Genomic DNA, 23,375 nt, shown 5'->3' with positions numbered 1-23,375 from the left:
GGCGAGCCGCTCTCCGAGGCGCAGGACGAAGCCGAACACGGCCTCGCGTTCGCGGAGAAATCGCGGTTCGGCCTTGCCATCGACATCATCGCCACACAAGTCGCGCTGATTCGGACGCTCCGGGGTCTCACGCCAAGGTTCGGTTGCCTTGATGATGCGAAGTTTGACGAGCTTCGCATCGAGCGCCGTTTCGCGGAAAACCCGGAACTGGCGATTGCGGCGTGCTGGTACTGGATCCGGAAGCTGCAGGCGCGCTGTATCGCCGGCGACCACGCTGCGGCGATGGATGCCGCGGTGAACGCGAAAGCGCTGCTCTGGACCACGGCCTCGTTTTTTGAGGAAGCCGAGTATCACTTCTACGGCGCGCTGTCTCATGCCGCCTGCTGTGATTCCGCATTGGCTGGCGAGCGACAGCAACACCTCGATGCGCTGGGTACGCATCACCGGCAACTGATGGTCTGGGCGAAGAATTGCCCGGAGAATTTCGAGAACCGCGCCGCGCTGGTGGGCGCCGAGGTCGCCCGGATCGAAGGCCGCGACCTGGACGCGATGCGCCTTTACCAACATGCCATCCGCACGGCACGCGCCAACGGTTTCCTGCATGTCGAGGCGCTTGCCAACGAACGCGCGGCACAGTTCTACGCGGTGCGCGATTTCGATGTCATCGCCGAAACCTATTTGCGCAACGCGCGTTACTGCTACCTGCGCTGGCGTGCCGAGGGGAAGGTGCGGCAACTCGAGCAAATGCATCCACACCTCAGGACGGAAGCACTTGCGCCCGACCCGACGGGCATGATCGCCACGCCGGTCGAACACCTCGACCTCGCAACCGTGATCAAGGTGTCGCAGGCGGTCTCCGGTGGCATCGTCCTGGAATCGTTGATCGAGATGGTGATGCGTACGGCGGTTGAACAGGCCGGCGCCGAACGAGGTCTGCTGATTCTTCCGAACGGTGGCGACCAACGGATCATCGCGGAAGCGACGACTGGCGGCGAAGCCGTCGCCGTACATCTGTACGACGAGCCCGTGACCGCGGCGTTGCTGCCGGAGTCCGTCCTCTATTACGTCCTGCGGACCCGGGAGAGCGTCATCCTCGACGATGCTGCGGCCGATCCGGCGTTTGCCGCCGATCCCTACATTGGTCTGCGTGGTGTGCGTTCCATTCTCTGCTTGCCGTTGATGAATCAGGCGAAGCTCACCGGCGCGCTCTATCTCGAAAACAACCTCACGACCCGCGTGTTCACGCCGGATCGCATCGCCGTACTGCGGCTGGTGGCCTCGCAGGCCGCCATCGCGCTGGAGAATGCCCATCTGTACCACGAGCTCGTGAAGCGCGAAGCGAAAATACGGCGCCTCGTCGACGCCAACATCATCGGGATCGTCGTCTGGAATGTCGCGGGTGACATCCTCGAGGCCAATGACGCATTTCTTCGCATGGTGGGCTACGCGCGTGACGATCTGGTCGCGAGTCGCATCCGCTGGCGGGATCTTACCCCGCCGGAATGGCGCGAAGGCGACGAACGAGCGCTGCGAGAGATCGCGGAGACGGGGCGCGCGCAGCCCTTCGAGAAAGAGTTTGTCAAAAAGGACGGCAGCCGTGTACCCGTCCTGGTCGGAGCGGCCACGTTCGAAGCCAGCCGGATGGAAGGTGTTGCATTCGTGCTCGATCTGACGGACCGCAGGCAGGGGGAGGAACACGTCCGCGAGAGCGAGCGGCGTTATCTCGAAGTGCAGACTGAGTTGGCCCATGCGAACCGCGTCGCCACGATAGGGCAGCTAGGGGCCTCGATTGCGCACGAAGTCAAAAACCCGATCGCCGCGACGGTGACTAACGCCAAGGCTGCGCTGCGGTGGCTGGGCGCCCAGCCACCTGACGTGGAGGAGGTCCGGCAGGCGCTTGACCGTATCGTCAACGACGGCTATCGGGCGAGTGCTGTGATCGGTCGCATCCGTGAACTGGTCAAAAAAGCGCCTCCAAGGAAAGAACCGTTTGACATCAACCAGGCCATTCGCGAGGTGATCGAGCTCACCCGTGGCGAAGCATCGAAGCACGGCGCCTCGGTGCAGGCCCATCTCGCGGACCCATTGCCGCTCATTCAAGGCGATCGGGTCCAGTTGCAGCAAGTCCTCCTCAACTTGCTCATCAACGCGATGGAGGCCATGAGCGGTGTCAGCGATGGGGTGCGGGAATTGCGGATCAGCACGGGCCGGTCGGACACTGGCGGCGTGCTGGTGGCGGTGAGCGATTCCGGGCCGGGCCTGACCCCGGACGACGCCGAGCGCATTTTCGCCCCGTTCTACACGACCAAGTCCACCGGCCTGGGGATGGGGCTGTCCATCTGCCGCTCGATCATCGAAGCCCACGAGGGCCGTTTGTGGGCGAGCGCGAACGTGCCCCGTGGCGCAATCTTTCAGTTCACGGTGCCCGCCCATCCAGCCGTTTCATCGTGACGCAGCACGAGGACCTCTTGTGCGGTTGCCCCCCCGACATTGCGCGCGCTAGTTCAGCGAAACCGCGCTACGCGGAGTTGAGCTGGGTTGTCCGTCGCCAGGAACGGAGCCGAAATTCAAATCTACGGTCAGCCCAGTGGCTGCTTAATGTCGTTGTACGCGGGACAAGGGGTATGTTAGCGAGATAATCATCACTCTTCCTTCCGATTTTCTTCGGACAGGAAGAGGCATCTAACGGAGGCTCCTCAAGCCAAAGCGCGGATGCGGCAAGCGTTGGCGACATCGGCGAATACATACGAATGGACCACGGCGATTCGCTTGAGCAGCTCCTGGGCATGTCGCCGTTTGTGGTGGCGGGGCAGCGGAACCGGCCGCGTCCTATGACGCATAAATGAGCATTTGCAGGCACTTTATCCACAAGAAAGCATGCATACACTATGCGGTCAATTCCGATCGAAGAAACAGGCAACTTCCGTGCGCGGCAATGGCAGCCCCCAAAGCGCGAACTATGTTGCCGTACAGGCCCATGTCGGTCGCCTCCGGATGATCAAGGTTGAAGTCGATGGGTCCGTGCTGGGCTGACAGCCTGGAGTACTCCGCCGCTGAGTGGTCGAAAGCAACAGTCGTTTGCCAGCCACGTTCGTCACGGCGCAGCCGCCGCCAACTCAGGGCAACGATTTCGACAAGCGCTCATACAAGGGTTGCGCGGTCATAGGCGAAGTCCCCATCCACGATGAACAGGTACTGGGCCTCCCCCTTAGGCAAGCAAGCGATTCGCCAGGAGCATTTTGACGCAGTACTTCGGCCGAAACCAGCTGACTGAACTGGTGCAGGTCGCCTCACCGTTGGAGCCCAGAAAGAAGACCTGGTGTAAGCCGGCATGGTGCGATGCGACCGCTAGGTGTGCATGCAAAGTCAATAGAAACGACACCGCTACTACCTGAAGAGCTTGCCGGTTCCGAAGCAATATCGGGCGTCCAAATTTCTGCAGACGTGCCGGCGCCATGCGCAACCTGTCATCCGCGATCGCCTGCAGGCGCTCACGCCCCAGGGCTAGTCAGGCGCGGCCAGCGAGCTGACCAAATGCCAAGTGTGCTCTGAACATTCCGCATCCCTTACAATATCCCTACATTAAGATCTAGGAGGGATGTGATGGCAAGGATTACGGAGCGCGGTTCCTGGGCGCCGGTGGTCAGAAAGTCCGATGGTCCCGTTTACTTGGCGATTGCAGACGCGCTAGCGTCAGATATTTTGTCAGGAGCACTATCAGCAGGTACTCGCCTCCCGCCACAACGCAGCCTTGCGGACGCGCTAGGGATTGACTTCACAACTGTCAGCCGCGCATACGCGGAAGCACGCCGTCGTGGGCTGGTGGAAGGCCGCGTCGGCCAAGGGACCTATGTTCGCCCAAAGTCGCAGGTGAGCGAACAGCCCGCCTCGACTGGCGTTATTGATATGAGCATGAACCTGCCTCCTCGTTTTGATGACGCCGGCCTTGTCGCCCGTATGTGGAGCGGGATTTCTAGTCTCGAAGCAACTGGCGGACTTGAATTACTCCTCAGATATCAGGAGGCGGGTGGCACTGCCGCGGACCGAGCAGCAGGAGCGCTCTGGTTGTCGCCCAGGATTCCGACGGCGTCCGCTGATCGTGTGATGGTTTGCCCTGGCACTCAGGGTGCGCTCCTCGCTGTCGCTGGCTTGCTAGCTGCGCCTGGAGATTGCATCTGCGCCGAAGCACTCACCTACCCTGGCTTTCGGTCTCTCGCTGCGCACCTGAGAATTCGCCTGATCTCAATTGGAATGGATGAGAACGGGCTGATACCCGAGGAATTTGATGCCGCGTGCCAGACTCACAAGCCAAAGGCTCTTTATTGCACCCCAACGCTACACAACCCGACAACTGCGACGATGCCAATCGAACGACGAGAGTCAATTGTGGCAGTAGCCCGCAAACATGGCGTTCCGATTATTGAGGATGATGCCTATGGCATATTGCAGCGACATCCGGCAATGCCACTCGCAGCCTTGGCTCCCGAAATGGTGTACTACATTGCCGGACTAGCCAAATGCCTGTCGCCAGCACTTCGGATAGCCTACGTCATCCCCCCGGATGCTCGCGCTGCGACGCGCCTAGCTGGAGCCATACGTTCCGTTACGTCTGTCGCTTCCCCACTCACAGCTGCCATAGCATCACGGTGGATCCAAAATGGCACGGCAGACGCTGTCGTCAGCGCCATCCGAAATGAAACGGCCTTCCGCCAGGCGATTGCTAGATCGCTGCTGCCGTCAAATGCATACGTGGCAAACCCTGAGGGCTTTCACCTGTGGTTGCCGATTCCCGCACCGTGGACTCGCGCTGAATTCGCGGCACGCCTGCGATTTCTCGGAGTTGGCGTCGTGGGAAGTGATGCATTTGCCATAGATGCCCCACCCGAAGCCATACGGCTAAGTCTAGGCGCTCCGGGCACACGCGAAGATCTACGCAAGAGTCTCCAGATTGTGGCTGACCTCTTGGCCGAACAGCCTGCCATGTCCTCGATGGTCGTCTAGGTGGCATTTTGAATGTTGGGACTGAGCTTCCTTCTCCGTCGTAGCCGATCAGCTGGTTGTGCCTCTCCTCGCCCCCCGAATTGAGGCGGAGATAATTTGTTTCACGTGCTGATTTCCCTCTCAGTGCTGATATGGTCTATTTTGCGGAAAACTGACACCGTGCGGGTGCAGTTTAACTCACTACCTTAGAAGGGAACGGGTCAGACCCCTTGCCGTACGGCAGGGAGGATAGCGATTCGAAGCACCCTCCCGCTGACTAAGTCACAAGCGGAAGTCAAGGGGTCACTATCACCCCAAAATTGCGAGCGCTAGCTCCCTCACCCTTGGGGGACAAACTTGCCAACCCGATCCTGGTCAGCCGTCCAGCCATGCTGGCACACCACATCGAACGCTTCGGCCTGCGCGTGGACGTGGACTTCACCGTAGTGAACCCCGAGCACGGCGAGCGTTTCCGCGATTATTTGTACACCTACCGCATGATGGCGCTCGAGCGCATCACACCTCAGTAGACCACGCTGGAAATGCGCCGCGGCACCACGGCGATCGGCGCGATGATGCTCAAGAAGCACGAGGCTAACGGCATGATCTGCGGCACCGTCAGCACCACGGCAGCCCACCTGCGCTACATCGACTCCTCACGTCCGGTGCTGGCTTTCGTCACTGACCGACGGTTCGCAGTCAATTCAATTGGGTACCGAAGATCCAAATATCAGTGCTTCCTTGTCCCACCAGCCGAAAGCATCTTCAACTGATATGGTCCGAGCCAGATCGACTGAGCCTTCTCACCGCGAAGGCTGCTGGATACTCTTGGCGACATCAGACTGAATCGACATGCTCGCAAAACGGCCGAGAGCCTAGGGCTGTCAACATCGCATCCCCTGTCGTAGCACGCAGACGGGCAAGGCCTCGCCTAACAAAAGATTGCTCTCAAGTATTTAGTATGGCTCGTCGCGCTTATAACTTCTCTGCTGGTCCCGCCATGTTGCCGACAGAGGTTTTGGAGGTCGCTGCATCTCAGATGCTGTCCTACAGGGGCATAGGGGTTGGTCCGATGGAGATAAGCCATCGAAGTGCCCATTTTTCCGAAATTATTGAATGTGCACGTGAAACCCTGCGCGACCTTCTGAACGTACCACAATCTCATGACATCCTCTTCATGCAAGGAGGAGGCATCGCTCAGAACAGCATTGTTCCCCTTAATCTGATGAGCCTGGCTGATCGGAGTCGGCCGGAAGCAGACTTCATCGTCAGTGGTACGTGGTCAGAGAAAACCGAGCAGGAGGCGATGAAGTACGGAAGGACTAACCGCGCGGTACACCTAGACGGTAGGGCTCCGCTTAGCCAGTTAAATATTACAGCAAGCACCTTCTCTAAGAGTGCATCCTACCTTCACGTCTGTTCGAACGAGACAATCGAAGGGGTTGAGATCCTGGATCTCGACCCAATAGCGAAATACAACTCAAGCCCTATTGTTGTCGACGCTTCTAGCAATATTCTGTCTGCGCCTGTGGACTTCACGCACGTTGCCGCTCTCTACGCTGGCGCTCAAAAGAATATCGGCCCTGCCGGTGTGACTGTGGTCATCGTGCGCAGGGACTTGCTTGGTCACGCGCACCCTTACTGCCCTTCTGCCTTTGACTGGCGCCTGGTATCCGAACATGGCTCGATGTATAACACGCCGCCAACATACGGCATTTACATCGCTGGTCTCGTATTCGAATGGATCCGCGATCAAGGTGGAGTAAGCGCAATGCATGCAAATAGTGAGGTTAAGTCTTCACTCATCTACGATTGCATTGACAAGAGCAGCCTTTACTACAACCACATCGATAAGTCATACCGTTCACGGCTAAACGTTCCATTTCATTTTCACGACAGATCCCTAGAAGAGCTGTTCCTCGAAAAAGCTCGCGATATTGACCTCGTATACCTCAAAGGACATAAGAAGGTAGGCGGAATTCGCGCAAGCCTCTACAACGCAATGCCTTTAGAGGGCGTCGCTACTCTCGTTGACTTCATGAAAGAGTTTGAACGCAAGGCTTAGGCCAGATACTACATACGCGAGCATCTCCCTGCCACTACCCTCGATTACCCGCCCCCTAAACGTCCCTCTACCCCCAAGCAATGTCATCACGTCTGTTCCCCACCTACAATCGGTCTTCGCTTGCTTTCGCGCGCGGAGAAGGATCCTGGCTATACACCGAGGACGGCCACGCCTACCTGGACTTTGCTTCTGGGGTTGCAGTTAATGCGCTTGGGCACAACAACGACCGCCTGAAGAAAGCCCTCCTTACGCAAGCGGAAAAGCTCTGGCATGTATCAAATCTCTACACCATTCCTGTTCAGGAGAGGCTCGCAGAGATGCTCTGCGAGGCCAGCTTTGCAGACAGCGTCTTCTTCACGAACTCTGGAGCTGAGGCCATTGAACTTGCCATCAAGGCAGCCCGACGCTTTCAGTACAAGAACGGTTCGCCGAATCGCTATCGGATCGTCACCTTCGAAGGAGCGTTCCACGGGCGGACGCTAGGCGCCCTCGCAGCGACCGGTCGAGCAGAGTATCTGGAGGGCTTTGGTCCCAAGGCTCCAGGTTTCGACCACGTTCCTCTCGGCGACAGAGAGGCGCTCGAACGAGTGATAAGCGAGGAAACCGCTGGAATTCTCGTGGAGCCTGTTCAGGGGGAAAGTGGGATTCGCTCCCTTCCCCCGGGTGAACTTCGCTATCTCCGCGAGCTATGTGATGAAAATGGCATTCTCTTGATGCTGGACGAAGTTCAGACTGGCATTGGCCGCACTGGCACCTTCTTCGCCTACGAAGCGGAAGGCGTTTTGCCAGACCTTCTTGCGACGGCAAAAGGGCTTGGCGCCGGTTTTCCTGTCGGTGCTTGTCTTGCGACGGAGCAAGTAGGTTCAGCGATGACCTCAGGCAGCCACGGAAGTACGTTTGGGGGCAATCCGCTCGCAATGGCAGTTGCAAGCGAAGTACTTAGTATCATTCTTTCCCCTGGATTTCTCGAGAGAGTCCAGCAGACCAGTGCCGTCCTGATCGGTCAGCTACGCGAGATCGTAGCTAACCACCCCAAACTGTTCAACGAGGTGAGAGGGAGCGGATTGTTACTCGGACTCAAATGCAACATCCCTGTCTCCGAGGTCATCAGGCAATTCACAGCCGAAAAGCTTCTCTGCGTACCGGCTGCGGACAATGTTGTTCGTCTGCTGCCACCGTTGACCGTTTCGGAAGCTGAAGTCGCTGGGGCAGTGAGTTGTATCGGCGCCGCTAGCGCAGCCCTGGAGAAATCACTTTTGGCTGGGAATGTGCGATCGGAGGACAGCGCACATTAAATCCTGGCCGACCGGGCGGTCCGCGTCGGACTACGGAGATCACCATGAAGGTGCAAAGTATCCATCAGTGGTAGAAGACGCCGAACGCCGTGGTGTGCTGCGTCCCAGTGGCACGATTGTCGAGCCCATATCCGGCAACACCGGCATCGGACTAGCGATGGTGGCTGCAGTCAAGGGCTACAAGCTAATACTGGTGATGCCAGACAGCATGTCGATAGAACGATCCCGCCCGATGCTCGCTTATGGCGCCACTTTTGACCTCACACCGCGCGAAAAGGGCATGAAGGGGTCAATCGCGCGCGCCGAAGAAAATGTGGCATCCACGCCAGGCGCATGTATGCCACAACAGTTCGAGAACCCAACCGATGTCGATATGCATGTCCGACGGTTGAAGGATTCCTGCCGGAATAGCGACCGCCACTTGAGGAGGACGTCGCCATTCAGTCGAGCTGCCGTGCCAGCCTTAGGCAAGAGCGCCGTCTTAAACGCCCTATGCGATGTGACCTTGAACAGGAAATCGAAGCTCCGTGCACCTCGCACGGCGGGGTCCGCGTCGAGATCCACTGGTTCCCCATTGATGGCACGTCGCAACGATATCAGGCTATCACTCATCCCCTGTGCCGCGGCACTAGGCACGAGGGTCGTCTAGCTGACCCTGCGCGTGCCCAGGTTCCGAATCTGATCGAATAAGAGGTTGGCAGACGATTGACTCGGTGTGAGCCCAGTATCAACGCTCAGTGACACTGGAATACCAAGTGCACGGACCAGCTTCTGTATGTTGGCTCGCGGGGCTGCTCCCCCAACTTACACTACATCACATTGAAGGATCGCTGAGGTGCGCTATCGGACCACATGGCCGCAAGCCTTCGGAGTCCCGCATCAAGCACTACTCGCTCCACTGCGCCTCCAAGCGAAATGCGCACCGCATTCGGAACAGTTTCGCTCACGGCAAACGCGTATGAGGCCGTCACATCCAGCCCCTGTTCTCGAGCGAATTGCACCAGTCGGAACTGATCCCAAGACGACGGCAGCGGCAACCAGCGGTGCAGGCCGTAGGGGTGCCCCACTGCAGCCTCCGGCAAGATCGACGCTGCCAAATGCTGACGAGCGGCAAGTTCCTCGCGAATCGCACCGAGTAGTTTGAGGGCTCCTCCACTTTGAATCCATTGGGTCGCCATCGCTGTCATCCAACCGGCTGGCATCAAAACCATGCACCGTAGTGCGTCAAGTACTGGCGCGATCGGCCTTGATGGCGGCATGACAAGATACGCTGTACGCAGCCCCGGCGACAAGCACTTCGACAAGGTCGAAATATAGAAAACGGGTGAACCCCTGCTGCGCCCCATCAGCGTGGCGATTGGCGGAGGCGCATCGCCGGCTAACAACCAATACGGATCGTCCTCGACAATGCCGACTCCGTATCGGGTAGCAATTGCGTAGATGTCCCGACGACGCTGTTCGGTCATGGTAGTGGCCGTCGGATTCTTGATCGTTGGCGTTAAGTAGATCAGACCAGGACGATGCTTGATACACGCCGCTTCCAGTGCATCTGGGCGCATTCCCTGCGCATCCGAAACTACTGGAGCGACGTTGCGGCGAAACAGCCGCGCAGCTGCGAGGAATCCCGGGTAAGTCAGCGGTTCAGCGACGACTGTGTCCCCCTCCCGCGTCTGTGTCAGGAGTAGTGCGGCAAGGGCCGACTGAGCGCCCGGGCAGACAATAATCTGTTGGCCGTCAACTCTGCCGAGCATTGGTTTGAGCCACAAGGCTCCGGCATCTCGATCAGCCTTGGTGCCCGCGCCTACCTGATAGCTCATAAGAACGTCTTCGCTTGCGCGGTATGCCACATGCGTACTGGCAGCGCGCTGCAGCCGCACCGGAAGGGGGCCGGCTAGCAATGGAGGAGCATTCATGCTCACGTCAATCGCTCCGTCGGCAGGTTCGACTGTCGATATCCGAGAGGTGATGTACGAGCCTCCCGAACCCTGTGCGTCAAGTAATCCAAGAAGTCGGATCTCCGAGTAAGCCCGCGTTACGGTCGTAAGGTCCACTTTCAACAACTGTGCTAACTCGCGCTGTGGCGGCAGCCGATCGCCCGGCCGCAATACGCCGCCTTCGACGGCGCCTGCAATTTGCCGCGCAATCTGCATGTAGCGCGGCCCTGCCCCACTTTCCAACGGATGGACCCAGGACAGGTTCGAGCTACGAGGTCTCTTGGCAGCGGACATGTGATCCAGACAATTTCAGATTTGCATACAATCAATATTGCCATACAATAACGCAGGCAATATGAAATCTCAAGACTAGTGTATGGATTGATGATGAATATGTATGGATCTTCAAGGCTGTGGGCCTGGCTACCGGCAAGTCGCTTGGGGGAGCCCACTTCTAGGGTTGCGCGCCCGGCTCAATTACCCCCCCCCCAATCTTTTCGAGTCGACTCGTCGAAGCAAGGTCATAGCATGAGAGATATCTGCAGGACGTACTTTCGCTACGCGCTCACGGCACTGGCGCTAGCTAGCCTCAACGGCTGTAGTTGGGTGCTGTTCAACACCAAGGGGAGCGTCGGACTGGCCGAGCGTGACCTCATAGTCACCTGCATCGGACTGATGCTGTTCGTCGTCATCCCAGCCATTGGGTTGACTTTTATCTTTGCTTGGAAATATCGGGCCGGCAACCTTCAGGCCAAATACACGCCCGATTGGGCACACTCGACAGGTATTGAGATTGTGGTTTGGGGTGTCCCGCTGATCATCATTGCAATACTTGCGGGGATTGTATTGAGGTCAACGCACAAGCTGGATCCATACAGGCCGCTGGATATGGGCGGCGAGCCCATCCGCGTCGAAGTCATCGCCACCGACTGGAAATGGGTCTTCATCTATCCAGACTTCGGTATCGCTACCGTCAACGAACTGGCGTTCCCCGAGAACCGCCAGGTAGCGTTCAGCATCACGTCCAACTCTACGATGAATACCTTCTTCATCCCTCAATTAGGTGGCCAGGTTTACGCCATGGCGGGAATGCGCACGAAGTTGCATCTGGTTGCAAATGAGAAGGGCGATTACCGGGGCATATCTGGCAATTTCAGCGGCCCCGGATTCTCGGATATGCACTTTACCGCCCACGCAACGAGCGAAGAGGACTTTCAACGTTGGATAACACAAGTTCGAACCTCGCCGATCGCTCTCGATTACAACGCGTTCCTGAAGGTCGCCAAACCCAGCCAGGCGAACAGTGTCGTGCATTTCTCGCGGGTCGAGCCAGGTCTGTTCAAGAGGGTGATTGATCAGTTCGTCGACTCCGGCAAACAAAGCTTGACTCACGCCGCGCTGGACATTGGCGCAACGACGGCAAATAAGGAGTAAGACTCTCATGTTCGGTAAATTGACTTGGGCAGCCGTTCCGTTGCACGAGCCCATCATCGCGATTACGCTGGCCGCCATCCTCCTTGGCGGCGTTGCGCTACTGGCTGCAATTACATACTTCAAAAAATGGAAAATCCTGTGGAGAGACTGGCTGACAACTGTTGACCACAAACGCATAGGCATAATGTATGTGCTCGTGGCAATCGTCATGCTGGTCCGAGGCTTTGCTGACGCTCTCATGATGCGAGCACAAATGGCCATGGCTGGCCCCGGTAGCGAAGGTTTCCTGCCCCCACACCACTACGACCAGATCTTCACGGCGCATGGCGTGATCATGATCTTCTTCGTCGCGACGCCGTTCATCGTCGGGCTGATGAACATCATCGTTCCGCTGCAAATTGGTGCGCGCGACATGGCCTACCCTTTCCTGAACGCCTTCAGCTTCTGGATTTTCGTCGTCGGCGTCGCGCTGGTCATGCTTTCCCTTGGTGTAGGCGAATTCGCACAGACGGGATGGGTTGCTTATCCACCGCTCTCAGATATCGAATTCAGCCCAGGCGTAGGCGTGGACTATTACATATGGGCGCTACAGGCATCAGGACTTGGCACCCTACTAACAGGCGTCAATCTTTTCGTCACCATCCTGCGCATGCGCGCTCCTGGAATGACGCTGATGAAGATGCCGATCTTCACCTGGACGGTGTTTGCCACGAGCATCATCATTATCGCAGCCTTCCCTATCCTGACCGCCGCGTTGGGAGCGCTGACGCTGGACCGCTACCTTGACTTCCACTTCTACACTAACGCACTGGGCGGAAATCCCACGATGTATGTGAATTTGGTGTGGGCATGGGGCCACCCTGAGGTATATATCCTCGTCCTTCCCGCCTTTGGTATCTTCTCCGAAGTCACTGCTACGTTCGCCCGCAAGAAGCTGTTTGGTTACAAGTCAATGGTCGGCGCGACACTGGCTATCGCAATCCTGTCATTCCTGGTGTGGTTGCACCACTTCTTCACCATGGGTTCCGGCGCGAGCGTCAATGCATTCTTTGGCATCATGACGATGATCATCGCAATTCCTACCGGTGTGAAGATCTTCACCTGGTTGTTCACGATGTACGGCGGCCGTGTCGAATTTACCCCGCCCATTTTGTGGACCTTGGCGTTTCTCGTCACCTTTACCATTGGAGGCATGACAGGTGTGCTGCTCGCCATCCCTGGTGCAGACTTCCTACTGCACAATAGTCTGTTCCTGGTAGCCCACTTCCATAACGTGATCATCGCCGGCGCGCTGTTCGGCTACTTTGCCGGACTGTACTACTGGTTCCCAAAGGTGTTTGGTTTTAAGCTCAACGAGCGCCTGGGAAAGTACTCATTCTGGTGCTGGGTCATCGGGTTCTATCTGGCGTTCATGCCGCTGTATATGCTGGGCTTCATGGGCATGACGCGCCGCCTGAACCACTATGACAACCCAGCTTGGACACCTTACATATACGTAGCTTTCGTTGGCGCCGTATTTGTTCTCGCAGGCATTGGCTTCCTGGTTCTTCAACTCATTGTCAGCATTCGGGATCGCAAGGAGAACATCGACTATACGGGTGACCCGTGGAATGCGCGCACGTTGGAATGGGCGACCTCCTCGCCTCCGCCTTTCTATAACTTCGCGGTCATTCCGCGTGCGGACGAAATCGATGCGTTCCATGAAGCAAAGAAGCGAGGCCTACCTGCTCGTCCCGCACACTACGAGCCGATTCACATGCCGCGCAACTCGGGTGTGCCGTTCATCTTGAACGTGTTCATTCTGATCCTTTGTTTCGCGCTCGTCTGGCATATCTGGTGGTTGGCCTCTGCAAGTGCGATTGCCACACTCCTCACCCTCATCATCCGTTCCTATGACGACGACACCGACTACTTCGTGTCCCCCCAAGAAATCGCGCTCATTGAAAATGTGAGCTTGAACATTGACGAAAGGAAGGCTGCCTGACCATGACCACGTACGCCTTAAATCAAGCGACACGAACGCATACCCACGGGCACGATGAGCATGTTCACGGCTCGACGAAGGTCCTCGGGCTGTGGGTCTATCTGATGTCGGACTGCATCCTGTTTGGATCGCTCTTCGCATCCTACGTGGTGCTTAGTGGTGCCTACGCAGGCGGTCCGACTCAGAAGGACATCTTCGAACTTCCGTTTGTGCTCGTGGAAACGTTCGTCCTGCTGTTCTCGAGCATCACGTATGGATACGCGATGCTCGCCTTGCACCGTCATGACCGCCCTAGCGTACTACGTTGGCTGGGCCTAACGTTCCTGCTCGGAGCAGTCTTCGTTGGCATGGAAGTCTATGAGTTTCACCACCTCATTTCCGCGGGCCATGGTCCAAACCGCAGTGCATTTCTCTCAGGATTCTTTGCCTTGGTCGGCACGCACGGCTTGCATGTCGCGTCCGGACTCATCTGGATGGCGGTCGTGTTGCACCAGGTATCCCGCAGTGGCCTGACCGCCACCAACACCACGCGCTTGTCCTGCCTTAGCCTGTTCTGGCACTTCCTTGATCTGGTCTGGATCTGCGTTTTCACGATCGTCTACCTTTTCGGAGCATTCTGACCATGGCAACTAATGCGAGCACCCGTGCTGGCGAAAGTCACGGCAGCGCCAAGTCCTACAATCTCGGGTTCGTGCTGTCTGCAATCCTCACGGTTATCCCATTCATGCTGGTTATGCACCCAGTTTTGCCGCGTCCGACCACGCTATTGACACTCGTGGCCTTTGCCGTCATGCAACTCATCGTGCAACTAGTGTTCTTCTTGCACATGAACCGTTCCTCGGAGGGAGGCTGGAATCTGATTAGCTTCGTCTTTACTCTGGTCATTCTTTTCATCATCGTAGCGCTGTCAGTCTGGATCATCTGGAGCATGCACTACAACATGATGATCAATTAGCCTAAGAATGCGCGCGCTCACCCTATACCCGGCAAATACCATGTATCGCCCTCTGCTCCAACTTACCAAGCCCGGTATCGTGATCGGCAATCTGATCTCTGTGACCGGCGGATTCTTACTCGCCTCACGAGGGAACATCGATTGGGGCCAGGGCTGCCTCGTAGCCGTGAGCGTCGCGCTAACAATTGCTTCAGGCTGCGTAGTTAATAACGTCGTCGACCGCGATATCGACGGATTGATGGAGCGCACCCGGAATCGCCCAATTGTTACCGGTGAAATATCGATCCTCTCTGCACTCATCTACGGGGGCGTGCTAGGTCTTACTGGAATCGGGCTTCTTTACTTTGCGACGCAGCAGCTGCTACCCGTGTATATGCTCTTGCTGGGATATGTTGTCTACGCGGGTATTTATACGCTTTACCTCAAGCGAAATTCCATTTATGGCACGCTTGTCGGGAGCATTTCGGGTGCCATGCCACCCGTCGTCGGATACTGCTCAGCAAGCGGTACCTTCGATACGGCTGCAATTACACTGCTACTCATGTTCAGCCTATGGCAAATGCCACACTCGTACGCCATCGCAATATTCCGCGAAAAAGATTACCGTGCCGCGGCGATCCCAGTGCTACCGGTTGTCAAAGGCTTCACCACGGCCCGTTGGCATATTGCCCTGTACATCCTAGCGTTTACAAGTGTCACGATGGTGCTGGGCTTGCTCGGCTATGCGGGCAAGGTGTATATGCTTGTTGCCCTGCTGAGTGGGATCTACTGGTTCCATCTGGGCCTCGCAGGCTGGGCAACTGATAGCGAGCCGCAGTGGGCTCGCAAGATTTTCTTTGCCTCTATCCTGGTAATCACCCTACTCAGCATCGCAATGTCGCTTGACTCTCACCCACCGGTACCGGGTCCAGTATTCCACAGGCAGTAACATCCAATGGCCATCATAGCCATCGGCTCAACCTGTTGACCTGCAATTAGCTTGTCCAAGACTGGTTCTACGAAGCTGTTGGCAGAGCTACAGACCAAACCTTCACTATAGGGACCAGCGTAGGCCAACTTGCCGTTTGCTGCCCAAATCGCCATCGACGGGCTAGCAGGCAGCCGCTCCATCCCTTCTATCCGAGGTAGTGGTTTGAGCTTACCCTGCAGGAACGGTGCCAACTGCCCACGGGTATTGGGCTTTTGTACGCTGTAAAAATCGACATTTGCATTGCGATACATCTGAATGAGGTAATTCAAATGAGCGTCGGTTTCCTTGTTGCAGGTGGTGCAGTCTGGATCCCAGAAATGCACTACACGGATACGTCCGGTTTCGCCAGCCAACTCCGGCGGCAAACGCAGATCAGAATCACCAAAGACCACGGCGCGCTCTGAATAGCTCGCCAAACCACCAGCACCGAAATACCGCCATAGCCCAACGCCTGCTCCCGCTATCGCAACTGATGCCAGACATACCAGAGCCAAAGCGGCTCGGCGACTGAGTATAGAAGAAGCAAGCCGTTCGTCGGCCTGCTCGCGAGTTAAGGACATGCTGAAGTGCTCCACGGGCAGGCGCGACACTCAAGGCTCTTGCCGGAACTTGCTACGGAACTGCTTTTCCATCTCCTGGCACGCCTCAACCTGAAATCTGCGGGATGTAGGAGCCATAGCAACGCTTTCGCTTCGGAGGCGGCATTTGCGAATCGCATCGCGCTCTCCCTCTTGCTCGCCGTCGGTCTGTGGCCGAGACACACCATAGACGAGGGCACCCAGGGACAGAACAACAAAGAGAGCGCAGCCGGTAATCAAATACAGAAATTGCCGCTTCGTGCGAGCCGACTGGCAATGGAAGTTACTTGACATACAGATGTAAGAAGGCCAGAGAGGATTGGCTGCGATAGCCGCTAGTCGGCAGCTGCTGCCGCCATACATACAAATATATGCTAATTGTATGTATGATGTCCAGAATTTCGCGTCTGGCGACGATTTCTGTGATGCAGAGGTACCTGACCGGAGGGCCTATGGCTGGCCCCACAGGCTCGATGAGAGATCGCCGAGGAGGATACTGGCGACGCTTGCAGGAAATAGGATTTCCCCGTGCCGCGTGACATCCAAACCGTCACACAATTGCATGTGCCCACGCCGATGGTCGTCAATAGGGAGCCTCGCTATTTGCTGCAACGCCCCGCAAATTCGGCGTGGTTTGCAGCCCCCGACGGAACACGAATAGCATCGTTGGCCTCAGGCATCGCGCTAAATGCGCGCGCGAGCCACATTGACGCCTTGCTGCTCAAGCGTGTGAGCAAACAGGTCCCGGTGCCAATGAGTTGGCAAGCGCAGCCAAATGTGGATGCCATTTGGATGGGCATAGGCCTCCCTGGGAAGAATGGATCTTGCCAAGGTCTGCCGGGCACGCGCTTCACGCTGAACGTCTAGCATGAGCTGTTGGCCGCACCGTTGCATATCCGCATATCCATTCCGTTGCAAGGCTGAGCACCCTGTACTTGTTGCCCGCATACACTATCACAATGATGTGGCGCATGAGTCATGCGACGGTGAAATATACGACGTCCGCAAGCTCGGCCAGAGACACTTCGAAAGCGGCGCCAAGATGGTAAGTTCGCTCGCCACCGGTCATCGTAACGATAGGAGGCGGCGCATCATTTCGCAGCACTGCGGCGACATCTCTGCGACGCGCATCTAGCATGGTCCTTGCATCTCTGTCAGTCCGGCGTTCACGCGTTCGGCCATGCCACCGCTGGCAGGATGAGGAGGAGTATTCAGCGCGAGATCCACCACTTGCTCGTGGTCGACTGGCTCACCGCCAGCTGCGATAAACGAGCCGCGTCCGCTAAAGGATGCGATCAACCCTCTGTGGCGAGCTTCCGTGTAGGCACGCGTCACTGTCGTTAGGTCGACCCCAAGTTCAGCCGCCAGGCAATCGCTGGGGCGGTATCTGGTCGCCCGCCCCCCTCAATCGGACATAGCTCGGCGGTCTGTAGGTACCGCGGCCCAGCGCCGAGTGGCTTGATCCAATCCATACGTGCCACTGCTTTCGCCCTATCCCTTGTGGGCGTAACTATCCTTGCGTTGTCAATCCCATCAATTGCAGCTAGTATATACATACATTGTGCAATTTTATACATACATTTGCATTAGCGTATGGAACGAATGTATTTTTTGTAGTCGAATCGGCGTGTCATAGGGCGGTAGTACGCCATTATGGTGTCTATTAATCACATTTATGTTACCGAGATGACTGAGTACCATCTGATTTCTGCCAATCGCCTTCACGACGGCGCTGTGGTCTGGCTGGATGCCAATCACAATTGGGTCGAGGCCCTGGCAGAAGCGTGCGCCTTCGACGACACGCATGTTGATAGCGCGAAGATCGCGGCAGGAACCGCAGAAGCTGCGAACCTTGTCGTGAGCCCCACCCCGCAGCCGGCTCGAATTGTCGACGGCTTGCCTATCCCGGTGGACTATCGGGAGCAATTGCGCTCGCGCGGCCCATCGGTTCGAACGGACTTAGGTAAACAAGCTGGCCGACAGCCTAGTCTCCAGACGGTGCAAACCCGTCCCCACGTGCCAGTCGGCGTTGAAAATGCGGGCGTCTACCAATATGACCCGACCGAGCGGGAATTCCTCAAAGATCGAGCTGCCCATTTCGGATTGCAGGTGGCTCGCCGCCTATCGGGCGAACTTAACGAGGAAGAGTTCAAGATCTACCGCCTGATGAACGGGCTGTACCTCCAACTGCACGGATATATGCTGCGCGTGGCGATTCCATACGGGACGCTGAGTGCAATCCAGATGCGCCAACTCGCGTATGTGGCCAGGGCCTATGACAGGGGCTACGGTCATTTCACAACGCGGCAGAATCTCCAGTTCAATTGGCCTCATCTTTCTGACGCGCCCGAAATCCTCTCGGTGCTGGCCGACGCAGATTTGCACTGCATACAGACTAGCGGCAACTGCGTGCGAAACGTGACAACTGATCACTTCGCTGGCGCCGCGGCCGACGAAGTTGTCGATCCCAGAGTACATGCGGAAATCCTGCGCCAATGGTCCACTGATCATCCTGAGTTCACCTACCTGCCTCGCAAGTTCAAGATCGCCATCACCGGTAGTCCTATAGACCGCGCGGCGGTGCGCTTTCATGACATCGGTATTCTGGCCATAAAAAACGAGCAAGGGGAAGTTGGCTTTCAAATCTATGCCGGTGGCGGTCTGGGTCGCACGCCGATCGTTGGGACAAAGGTGCGCGACTGGCTACCCGAGCGAGAACTCTTGCGCTACGTAGAAGCGATCCTTCGCGTCTACAATTCATTGGGGCGCCGGGACAACATCTACAAAGCCCGTATCAAGATACTGGTCCGCGAACTCAAACCTGCGAAGTTCATCGAGATGATTGAGCAAGAGTTTGCCGGTCTGCCTGATGATCGACAGTATCTAGAACCAGAGATAATCCAGGCTATTCAAGGGCGCTTCGTCTCCCCCGCTTTCCAATCATTCCCCGCAACGAACGATGCACTCGAGAAGGCAATACTGGCGGACGCGACTTTTCGTCATTGGGCACGGGCCAATACGCATCCTCATAGGATGCCAGGCTATATCAGCGCCGTAATCTCTCTCAAACCCGCAGGCGGCATACCTGGAGACGTCAGGGCTGATGAGATGGAGACTATTGCGGACCTGGCGGAGACCTACTCTCTTAACGAGATTCGCGTCTCGCACGAGCAAAACTTGGTGTTGCCACATGTACGTCTGGACAAGTTATACGAGCTATGGAGTGAACTTGAATCAGTAGGGCTGGCAACACCGAACATCGGAATGATCTCGGACTCCATTGCGTGCCCTGGCCTTGACTACTGCAGCCTCGCTCTCGCTCGTTCGGTACCCATCGCACAGCGCATAGCATTGCGATTCGACCAAGACAAGCAGCGCGAAATCGGCGAACTGAAGCTCAATGTTTCAGGGTGTATTAACGCCTGCGCGCATCACCACGTAGCCCACATCGGCGTCCTTGGAGTAGATAAAGGCGGTCAGGAGCATTACCAAATCACGCTCGGGGGAAGTGCCGACGAGAACGCCGCAGTAGGGAAGATCCTGGGGCCGTCAGTCTCTTACGACGATGTGCCAGCCGTCATCGAGTCGATCATTGAGATATACCTCAAGGTACGCCAAGAGAACGAGCCGTTCATTGACACATATCGTCGTTTAGGCATTAACACTTTTAAGGAGGCTCTTCGTGGATTTGATTGACAAGAGTGGGTCCAGCATCGACAACCCCTGGCTGTATCCTACCGATACGAACGAACTCGAGCATTCGCCGGTTAGCGTGATACGACTGGTGCAGTGGAATGACTATTGCACTCGATTCAAGTCGTATCCGGCCGGTGTTTGGGTCACAACAGATTTGGACGCCTCCCAGCTGGAACGGGTACTCGACCACGTCGAACTCGTTGTTGTCGAGTTCCCGAGGTCCCGCGATGGCCGCGGCTTCACTCTGGCACGGTTGCTCCGCGAACGCCATCATTACCAGGGAGACATTCGCGCAGCAGGCCCTTTACTGCCCGACCAATTTTCGGTGCTCCTGGAATGCGGCTACACCAGCTTGCTGGCCTCGTCATCTGTACCGCTCGTACGATGGCGCGATGCGGCGGACTCTCTCTCACAGGCCCGGGCCAAGCCACGCACCCTATTGGACCGCCTCTCGCGCCACAGGCACAGTTAGCCCTTCTTTTTCTCCGGTGCATGACCCTGAGCGTCCTACGTAAAGAACACACCGGCCACTGACTCTATGCACCGCAATCCCCTCCTTCCGACTGCTCCGTCAACGCGCAATGGGTCTTCTTTCCATCGTGCACATTACAGATCTCTTGAGCTGCTGGGATGACTTGCATGTCACCACGAAATGAAATGCCATGAGCAACGACTATCTCTCGCTTGCGGTCAGCAGCGTGCAACGCTTGCACCCTTACACGCCAGGCAAACCAATCGAAGAACTCCAGCGTGAAACCGGAATTCCCGCCGAGCAGATTATCAAGCTTGCAAGCAACGAAACGTCGATGCCACCAAGCACACGCGTTATCGAGGCGATACAGTTCGAGCTTGGAAACCTGACGCGCTATCCGGATGACAACGGATATCGGCTCAAGCATAAGCTCCATGAGCGCTTTGGCGTGGATGTTGATGGCATCACCCTTGGCAACGGCTCGAATAGCCTACTTACCTTGATTGCCCAGGTCTTCCTTGCACCGGGACGTAATGCGGTTTTTAGTCAGTATGCATTTTCAGCCTATGCGTCGGCGACAATCTCAACTGGCGCTGAAGGCCGGGAAGTACCAGCGCAAGAATGGGGGCACGACCTCGACGCGATGGCGCGAGCGGTCGATGCGAATACACGTATCGTATTCATCACGAACCCGAACAATCCGACCGGAACATGGTTCGATCGAGAAGCGCTGGAATCCTTCTTGGACAAAGTACCCAAGAGCACATTAGTCGTCCTGGATGAAGCATATATTGAGTACGCCGACGATCCGGAACTACCGGACGGCCTCAAGTACCTACAGCATCATGCCAACCTGATCGTCTGTCGTACCTTCTGCAAGGCCTATGGTCTTGCCGGGCTTCGTATTGGTTATGCAGCGTCTTCAAAGCACATTGCGCAGATACTTCATCGGGTCCGTCAGCCGTTCAACGTAAATTGCTTGGCACAGGCTGCCGCCTGTGCTGCTCTCGACGACGAGGAGCATCTTTCCCTAGGTCTACGGAGCAATCGACTCGGCCTCGCCCTGCTCCATAGTGGACTTAGCCAGTTAGGTCTGTCATGGATTCCAAGCAAGACCAACTTCGTCACCGTCGACCTCGAGCGTCCCGCCAGGCCGATCTACGAATCGCTACTACGCGCAGGTATTATCGTCCGCCCTTTGAGCAGCTATGGCATGCCAAACCATCTCAGGATCTCAGTTGGGACGGAAACGGAAATCGCACGGTTCCTGTCCACTCTCCACCAAATTGTGAGTAAGAGAACGCCTGATGCGGACCAGCGAACCCTATAGGATTTTCCTGATTCTACCGCGCAATTTAGAAGACCAACGGTGAAAAAAATGGCACCAGACTTCCCGTGACTAAAGCCGCAGTTAGATGCGATACCGCTCATTTGTGGCACGCTGTTTGATGACCCTGCGGCGAAGCGCCGCAGTAGCGTGATGTAATAAAGACACTGACATGAAGCTATATGAAACACTTGCGACCGATATTGCAGAGTCGATACGCAATGGGGTTCTCAAGCCTGGAGATCGACTTCCATCGATAAGGCACTGCAGTCAGAGCCGCAGGATTAGCGCATCAACGGTCTTTCAAGCCTACTACCAACTCGAAGCACAAGGTCTCATTCGGGCCCGTGACCGCTCTGGCTATTTCGTTGCGCTAGGTCAAACGGAAATCCTCCCAGAGCCTGAGCCATCGCCGAGTCCCATGGGTGAGGCAATCTCACTCGACGTGAGCGAGCACGTATTTGAGGTACTCGAGTCGAGCTTGATGCGGAGTGTCGTCCCTTTTGGATCCGCCTTCCCTAGCCCTTTGCTATTTCCCCTGGCGCGTCTAGGGCAAGTGTTCGCCTCGAGCGTGCAGAAGCTCGACCCGTGGAGCAGCGTGGACGACATGACGCCAGGAAGCGCGAGACTCCGCCGCCAGATTGCCCTTCGGTATCTCACCGACGGTCTGCAAGTTCACACCAACGACATCGTTATCACCAATGGTGCACTGGAGGCACTCAACCTGTGCCTCGGCGCTGTTACTCGACCAGGTGACTCCGTCATCGTCGAGTCACCCACCTTCTATGCGGCATTGCAAACGCTGGAGCGCCTTGGCCTCCACGCCATCGAAGTAGCCACCCATCCGCGAGAGGGCGTCGAACTGGATGCAATGGAAAACGCCATAAAGCGGCATCGCCCCCAAGCTTGCTGGCTCATGACAAACTTCCAGAATCCACTTGGCAGCCTTATGCCGAATGCCAAAAAGCAAGCCCTGGTAGAGTTGCTAACCAGATACGATATCCCCCTCATTGAGGACGATGTTTTCGGAGAACTGTATTTTGGAGCTAACCGTCCGATTCCTGCAAAGGCCTTTGATACGGCGGGCATCGTCATGCACTGTTCATCCTTTTCTAAGTGCCTGGCTCCAGGCTATCGAATCGGTTGGACTGCGCCAGGAAGGTATGCGCGCAAGGTCGGTCATCTAAAGCTAATGACATCGCTGGCGTCTTCCGCTCCCGCACAGGAAGCGATCGGCACCTATCTTGAGAAAGGTGGCTACGATAAGCATCTAAGACGCCTTCGCCAAACACTCAGCTCGCAGCAAAGTCACTTTGTACGGGCAATTGGCGAGTATTTCCCCGCCGGATCGCGTGCGACTCGACCGGATGGCGGCTATCTACTTTGGGTTGAGATGCCACCGCAAGTGAATGCTATGGAAGTTCATCGCTACGCGCTTTCAGAGGGTATCAGCACAGCCCCAGGGCCTATCTTTTCCGCGAAGCAAGAATTTCGAAACTGCTTGCGGCTCAACTACGGGCATTCATGGGATGCGCGCTCTGAAAAGGCGCTTGCCACGCTAGGGCGAATAGTCGCTGCACTCAGTAACTAGCAAGGTTCCTTACAGAGATGCATCGCTGGGCTCGCAGCGATATGGCAACCATGCATAGCTCTTGAGAATCTTAAACGGCTTCGACCTATAAGCC

General features: G+C 56.6%; 15 protein-coding genes and 2 pseudogenes. 15 read left to right on the top strand and 2 right to left on the bottom strand.

The features are described from left to right. The 6 genes and pseudogenes from BLR29_RS30560 to BLR29_RS30535 all read left to right on the top strand — a co-directional run. On the top strand, positions 1–2,451 hold a 2,451-nt coding region (locus tag BLR29_RS30560), incomplete at its 5' end, for a sensor histidine kinase (protein WP_143018563.1). 1,152 nt (positions 2,452–3,603) lie between these two features. Beyond that, the gene (locus BLR29_RS30555) at positions 3,604–5,001 is read left to right on the top strand and encodes an aminotransferase-like domain-containing protein (protein ID WP_092143505.1); all 1,398 of its coding nucleotides are present in this window, start codon (positions 3,604–3,606) and stop codon (positions 4,999–5,001) included. Between the two features lie 329 nt (positions 5,002–5,330). Continuing rightward, a pseudogene (locus BLR29_RS30550) lies at positions 5,331–5,633 on the top strand (phosphate acyltransferase); the annotation flags it as partial. Between the two features lie 308 nt (positions 5,634–5,941). Then, entirely contained in the window at positions 5,942–7,045 is a 1,104-nt protein-coding gene (gene serC, locus BLR29_RS30545; protein ID WP_092143502.1) for a 3-phosphoserine/phosphohydroxythreonine transaminase, read from the top strand. A gap of 80 nt (positions 7,046–7,125) precedes the next feature. After that, on the top strand, positions 7,126–8,340 hold the full coding sequence (locus BLR29_RS30540; RefSeq protein ID WP_092143499.1) for an aspartate aminotransferase family protein: 1,215 nt from the start codon (positions 7,126–7,128) through the stop codon (positions 8,338–8,340). Between the two features lie 64 nt (positions 8,341–8,404). Continuing rightward, a pseudogene (locus BLR29_RS30535) lies at positions 8,405–8,725 on the top strand (pyridoxal-phosphate dependent enzyme); the annotation flags it as partial. A gap of 424 nt (positions 8,726–9,149) precedes the next feature. Here BLR29_RS30535 and BLR29_RS30530 read toward each other — a convergent pair. Further along, on the bottom strand, positions 9,150–10,568 hold the full coding sequence (locus BLR29_RS30530) for an aminotransferase-like domain-containing protein (protein WP_218132736.1): 1,419 nt from the start codon (positions 10,566–10,568) through the stop codon (positions 9,150–9,152). A 234-nt stretch (positions 10,569–10,802) separates the two neighbouring features. Between BLR29_RS30530 and cyoA the strand changes: the two genes are divergently transcribed. The 5 genes from cyoA to cyoE are packed head-to-tail and all read left to right on the top strand — an operon-like array spanning position 10,803 to position 15,575. Continuing rightward, positions 10,803–11,708, top strand: a complete 906-nt coding sequence (gene cyoA / locus BLR29_RS30525; RefSeq protein WP_092143492.1) for a ubiquinol oxidase subunit II — start codon at positions 10,803–10,805, stop codon at positions 11,706–11,708. Between the two features lie 7 nt (positions 11,709–11,715). Beyond that, positions 11,716–13,692, top strand: coding sequence for a cytochrome o ubiquinol oxidase subunit I (gene cyoB / locus BLR29_RS30520; RefSeq protein WP_092143489.1), 1,977 nt, complete (start codon positions 11,716–11,718; stop codon positions 13,690–13,692). Between the two features lie 2 nt (positions 13,693–13,694). Continuing rightward, positions 13,695–14,312 carry a cytochrome o ubiquinol oxidase subunit III gene (cyoC, locus tag BLR29_RS30515; RefSeq protein ID WP_092143486.1) on the top strand — a complete coding sequence of 206 codons (618 nt, stop codon included), beginning with the start codon at positions 13,695–13,697 and terminating at the stop codon, positions 14,310–14,312. Positions 14,313–14,314: 2 nt separating this feature from the next. Continuing rightward, complete coding sequence (gene cyoD / locus BLR29_RS30510; protein ID WP_092143483.1) at positions 14,315–14,647, top strand: cytochrome o ubiquinol oxidase subunit IV; 333 nt, start codon at positions 14,315–14,317, stop codon at positions 14,645–14,647. A gap of 40 nt (positions 14,648–14,687) precedes the next feature. Beyond that, positions 14,688–15,575, top strand: coding sequence for a heme o synthase (gene cyoE, locus BLR29_RS30505; RefSeq protein WP_092143480.1), 888 nt, complete (start codon positions 14,688–14,690; stop codon positions 15,573–15,575). On the opposite strand, the gene BLR29_RS30500 is transcribed toward cyoE, so the two are convergent. Next, a complete protein-coding gene (locus BLR29_RS30500; RefSeq protein WP_218132735.1) occupies positions 15,536–16,177 on the bottom strand; it encodes a DUF6436 domain-containing protein in 642 nt (213 codons plus the stop codon). The genes cyoE and BLR29_RS30500 overlap by 40 nt on opposite strands. 1,704 nt (positions 16,178–17,881) lie before the next feature. Between BLR29_RS30500 and BLR29_RS30490 the strand changes: the two genes are divergently transcribed. From BLR29_RS30490 to BLR29_RS30475, 4 genes are all read left to right on the top strand, one after another. Further along, complete coding sequence (locus BLR29_RS30490) at positions 17,882–19,891, top strand: DUF2849 domain-containing protein (RefSeq protein ID WP_092143511.1); 2,010 nt, start codon at positions 17,882–17,884, stop codon at positions 19,889–19,891. Next, positions 19,878–20,363 carry a DUF934 domain-containing protein gene (locus BLR29_RS30485; protein WP_092143477.1) on the top strand — a complete coding sequence of 162 codons (486 nt, stop codon included), beginning with the start codon at positions 19,878–19,880 and terminating at the stop codon, positions 20,361–20,363. Before BLR29_RS30490 ends, BLR29_RS30485 begins: the two co-directional genes overlap by 14 nt. A gap of 190 nt (positions 20,364–20,553) precedes the next feature. Further along, positions 20,554–21,693 (top strand): histidinol-phosphate transaminase, encoded by a 1,140-nt coding sequence (hisC, locus tag BLR29_RS30480; RefSeq protein WP_092143474.1) that lies wholly within the window; start codon positions 20,554–20,556, stop codon positions 21,691–21,693. 169 nt (positions 21,694–21,862) lie between these two features. Next, a complete protein-coding gene (locus tag BLR29_RS30475; protein ID WP_092143471.1) occupies positions 21,863–23,281 on the top strand; it encodes an aminotransferase-like domain-containing protein in 1,419 nt (472 codons plus the stop codon). Positions 23,282–23,375: the final 94 nt, after the last annotated feature.

This window comes from Cupriavidus sp. YR651 (assembly GCF_900101625.1).
Taxonomy (GTDB): domain Bacteria; phylum Pseudomonadota; class Gammaproteobacteria; order Burkholderiales; family Burkholderiaceae; genus Cupriavidus.
This window is presented reverse-complemented; position numbering and strand designations above follow the sequence as displayed.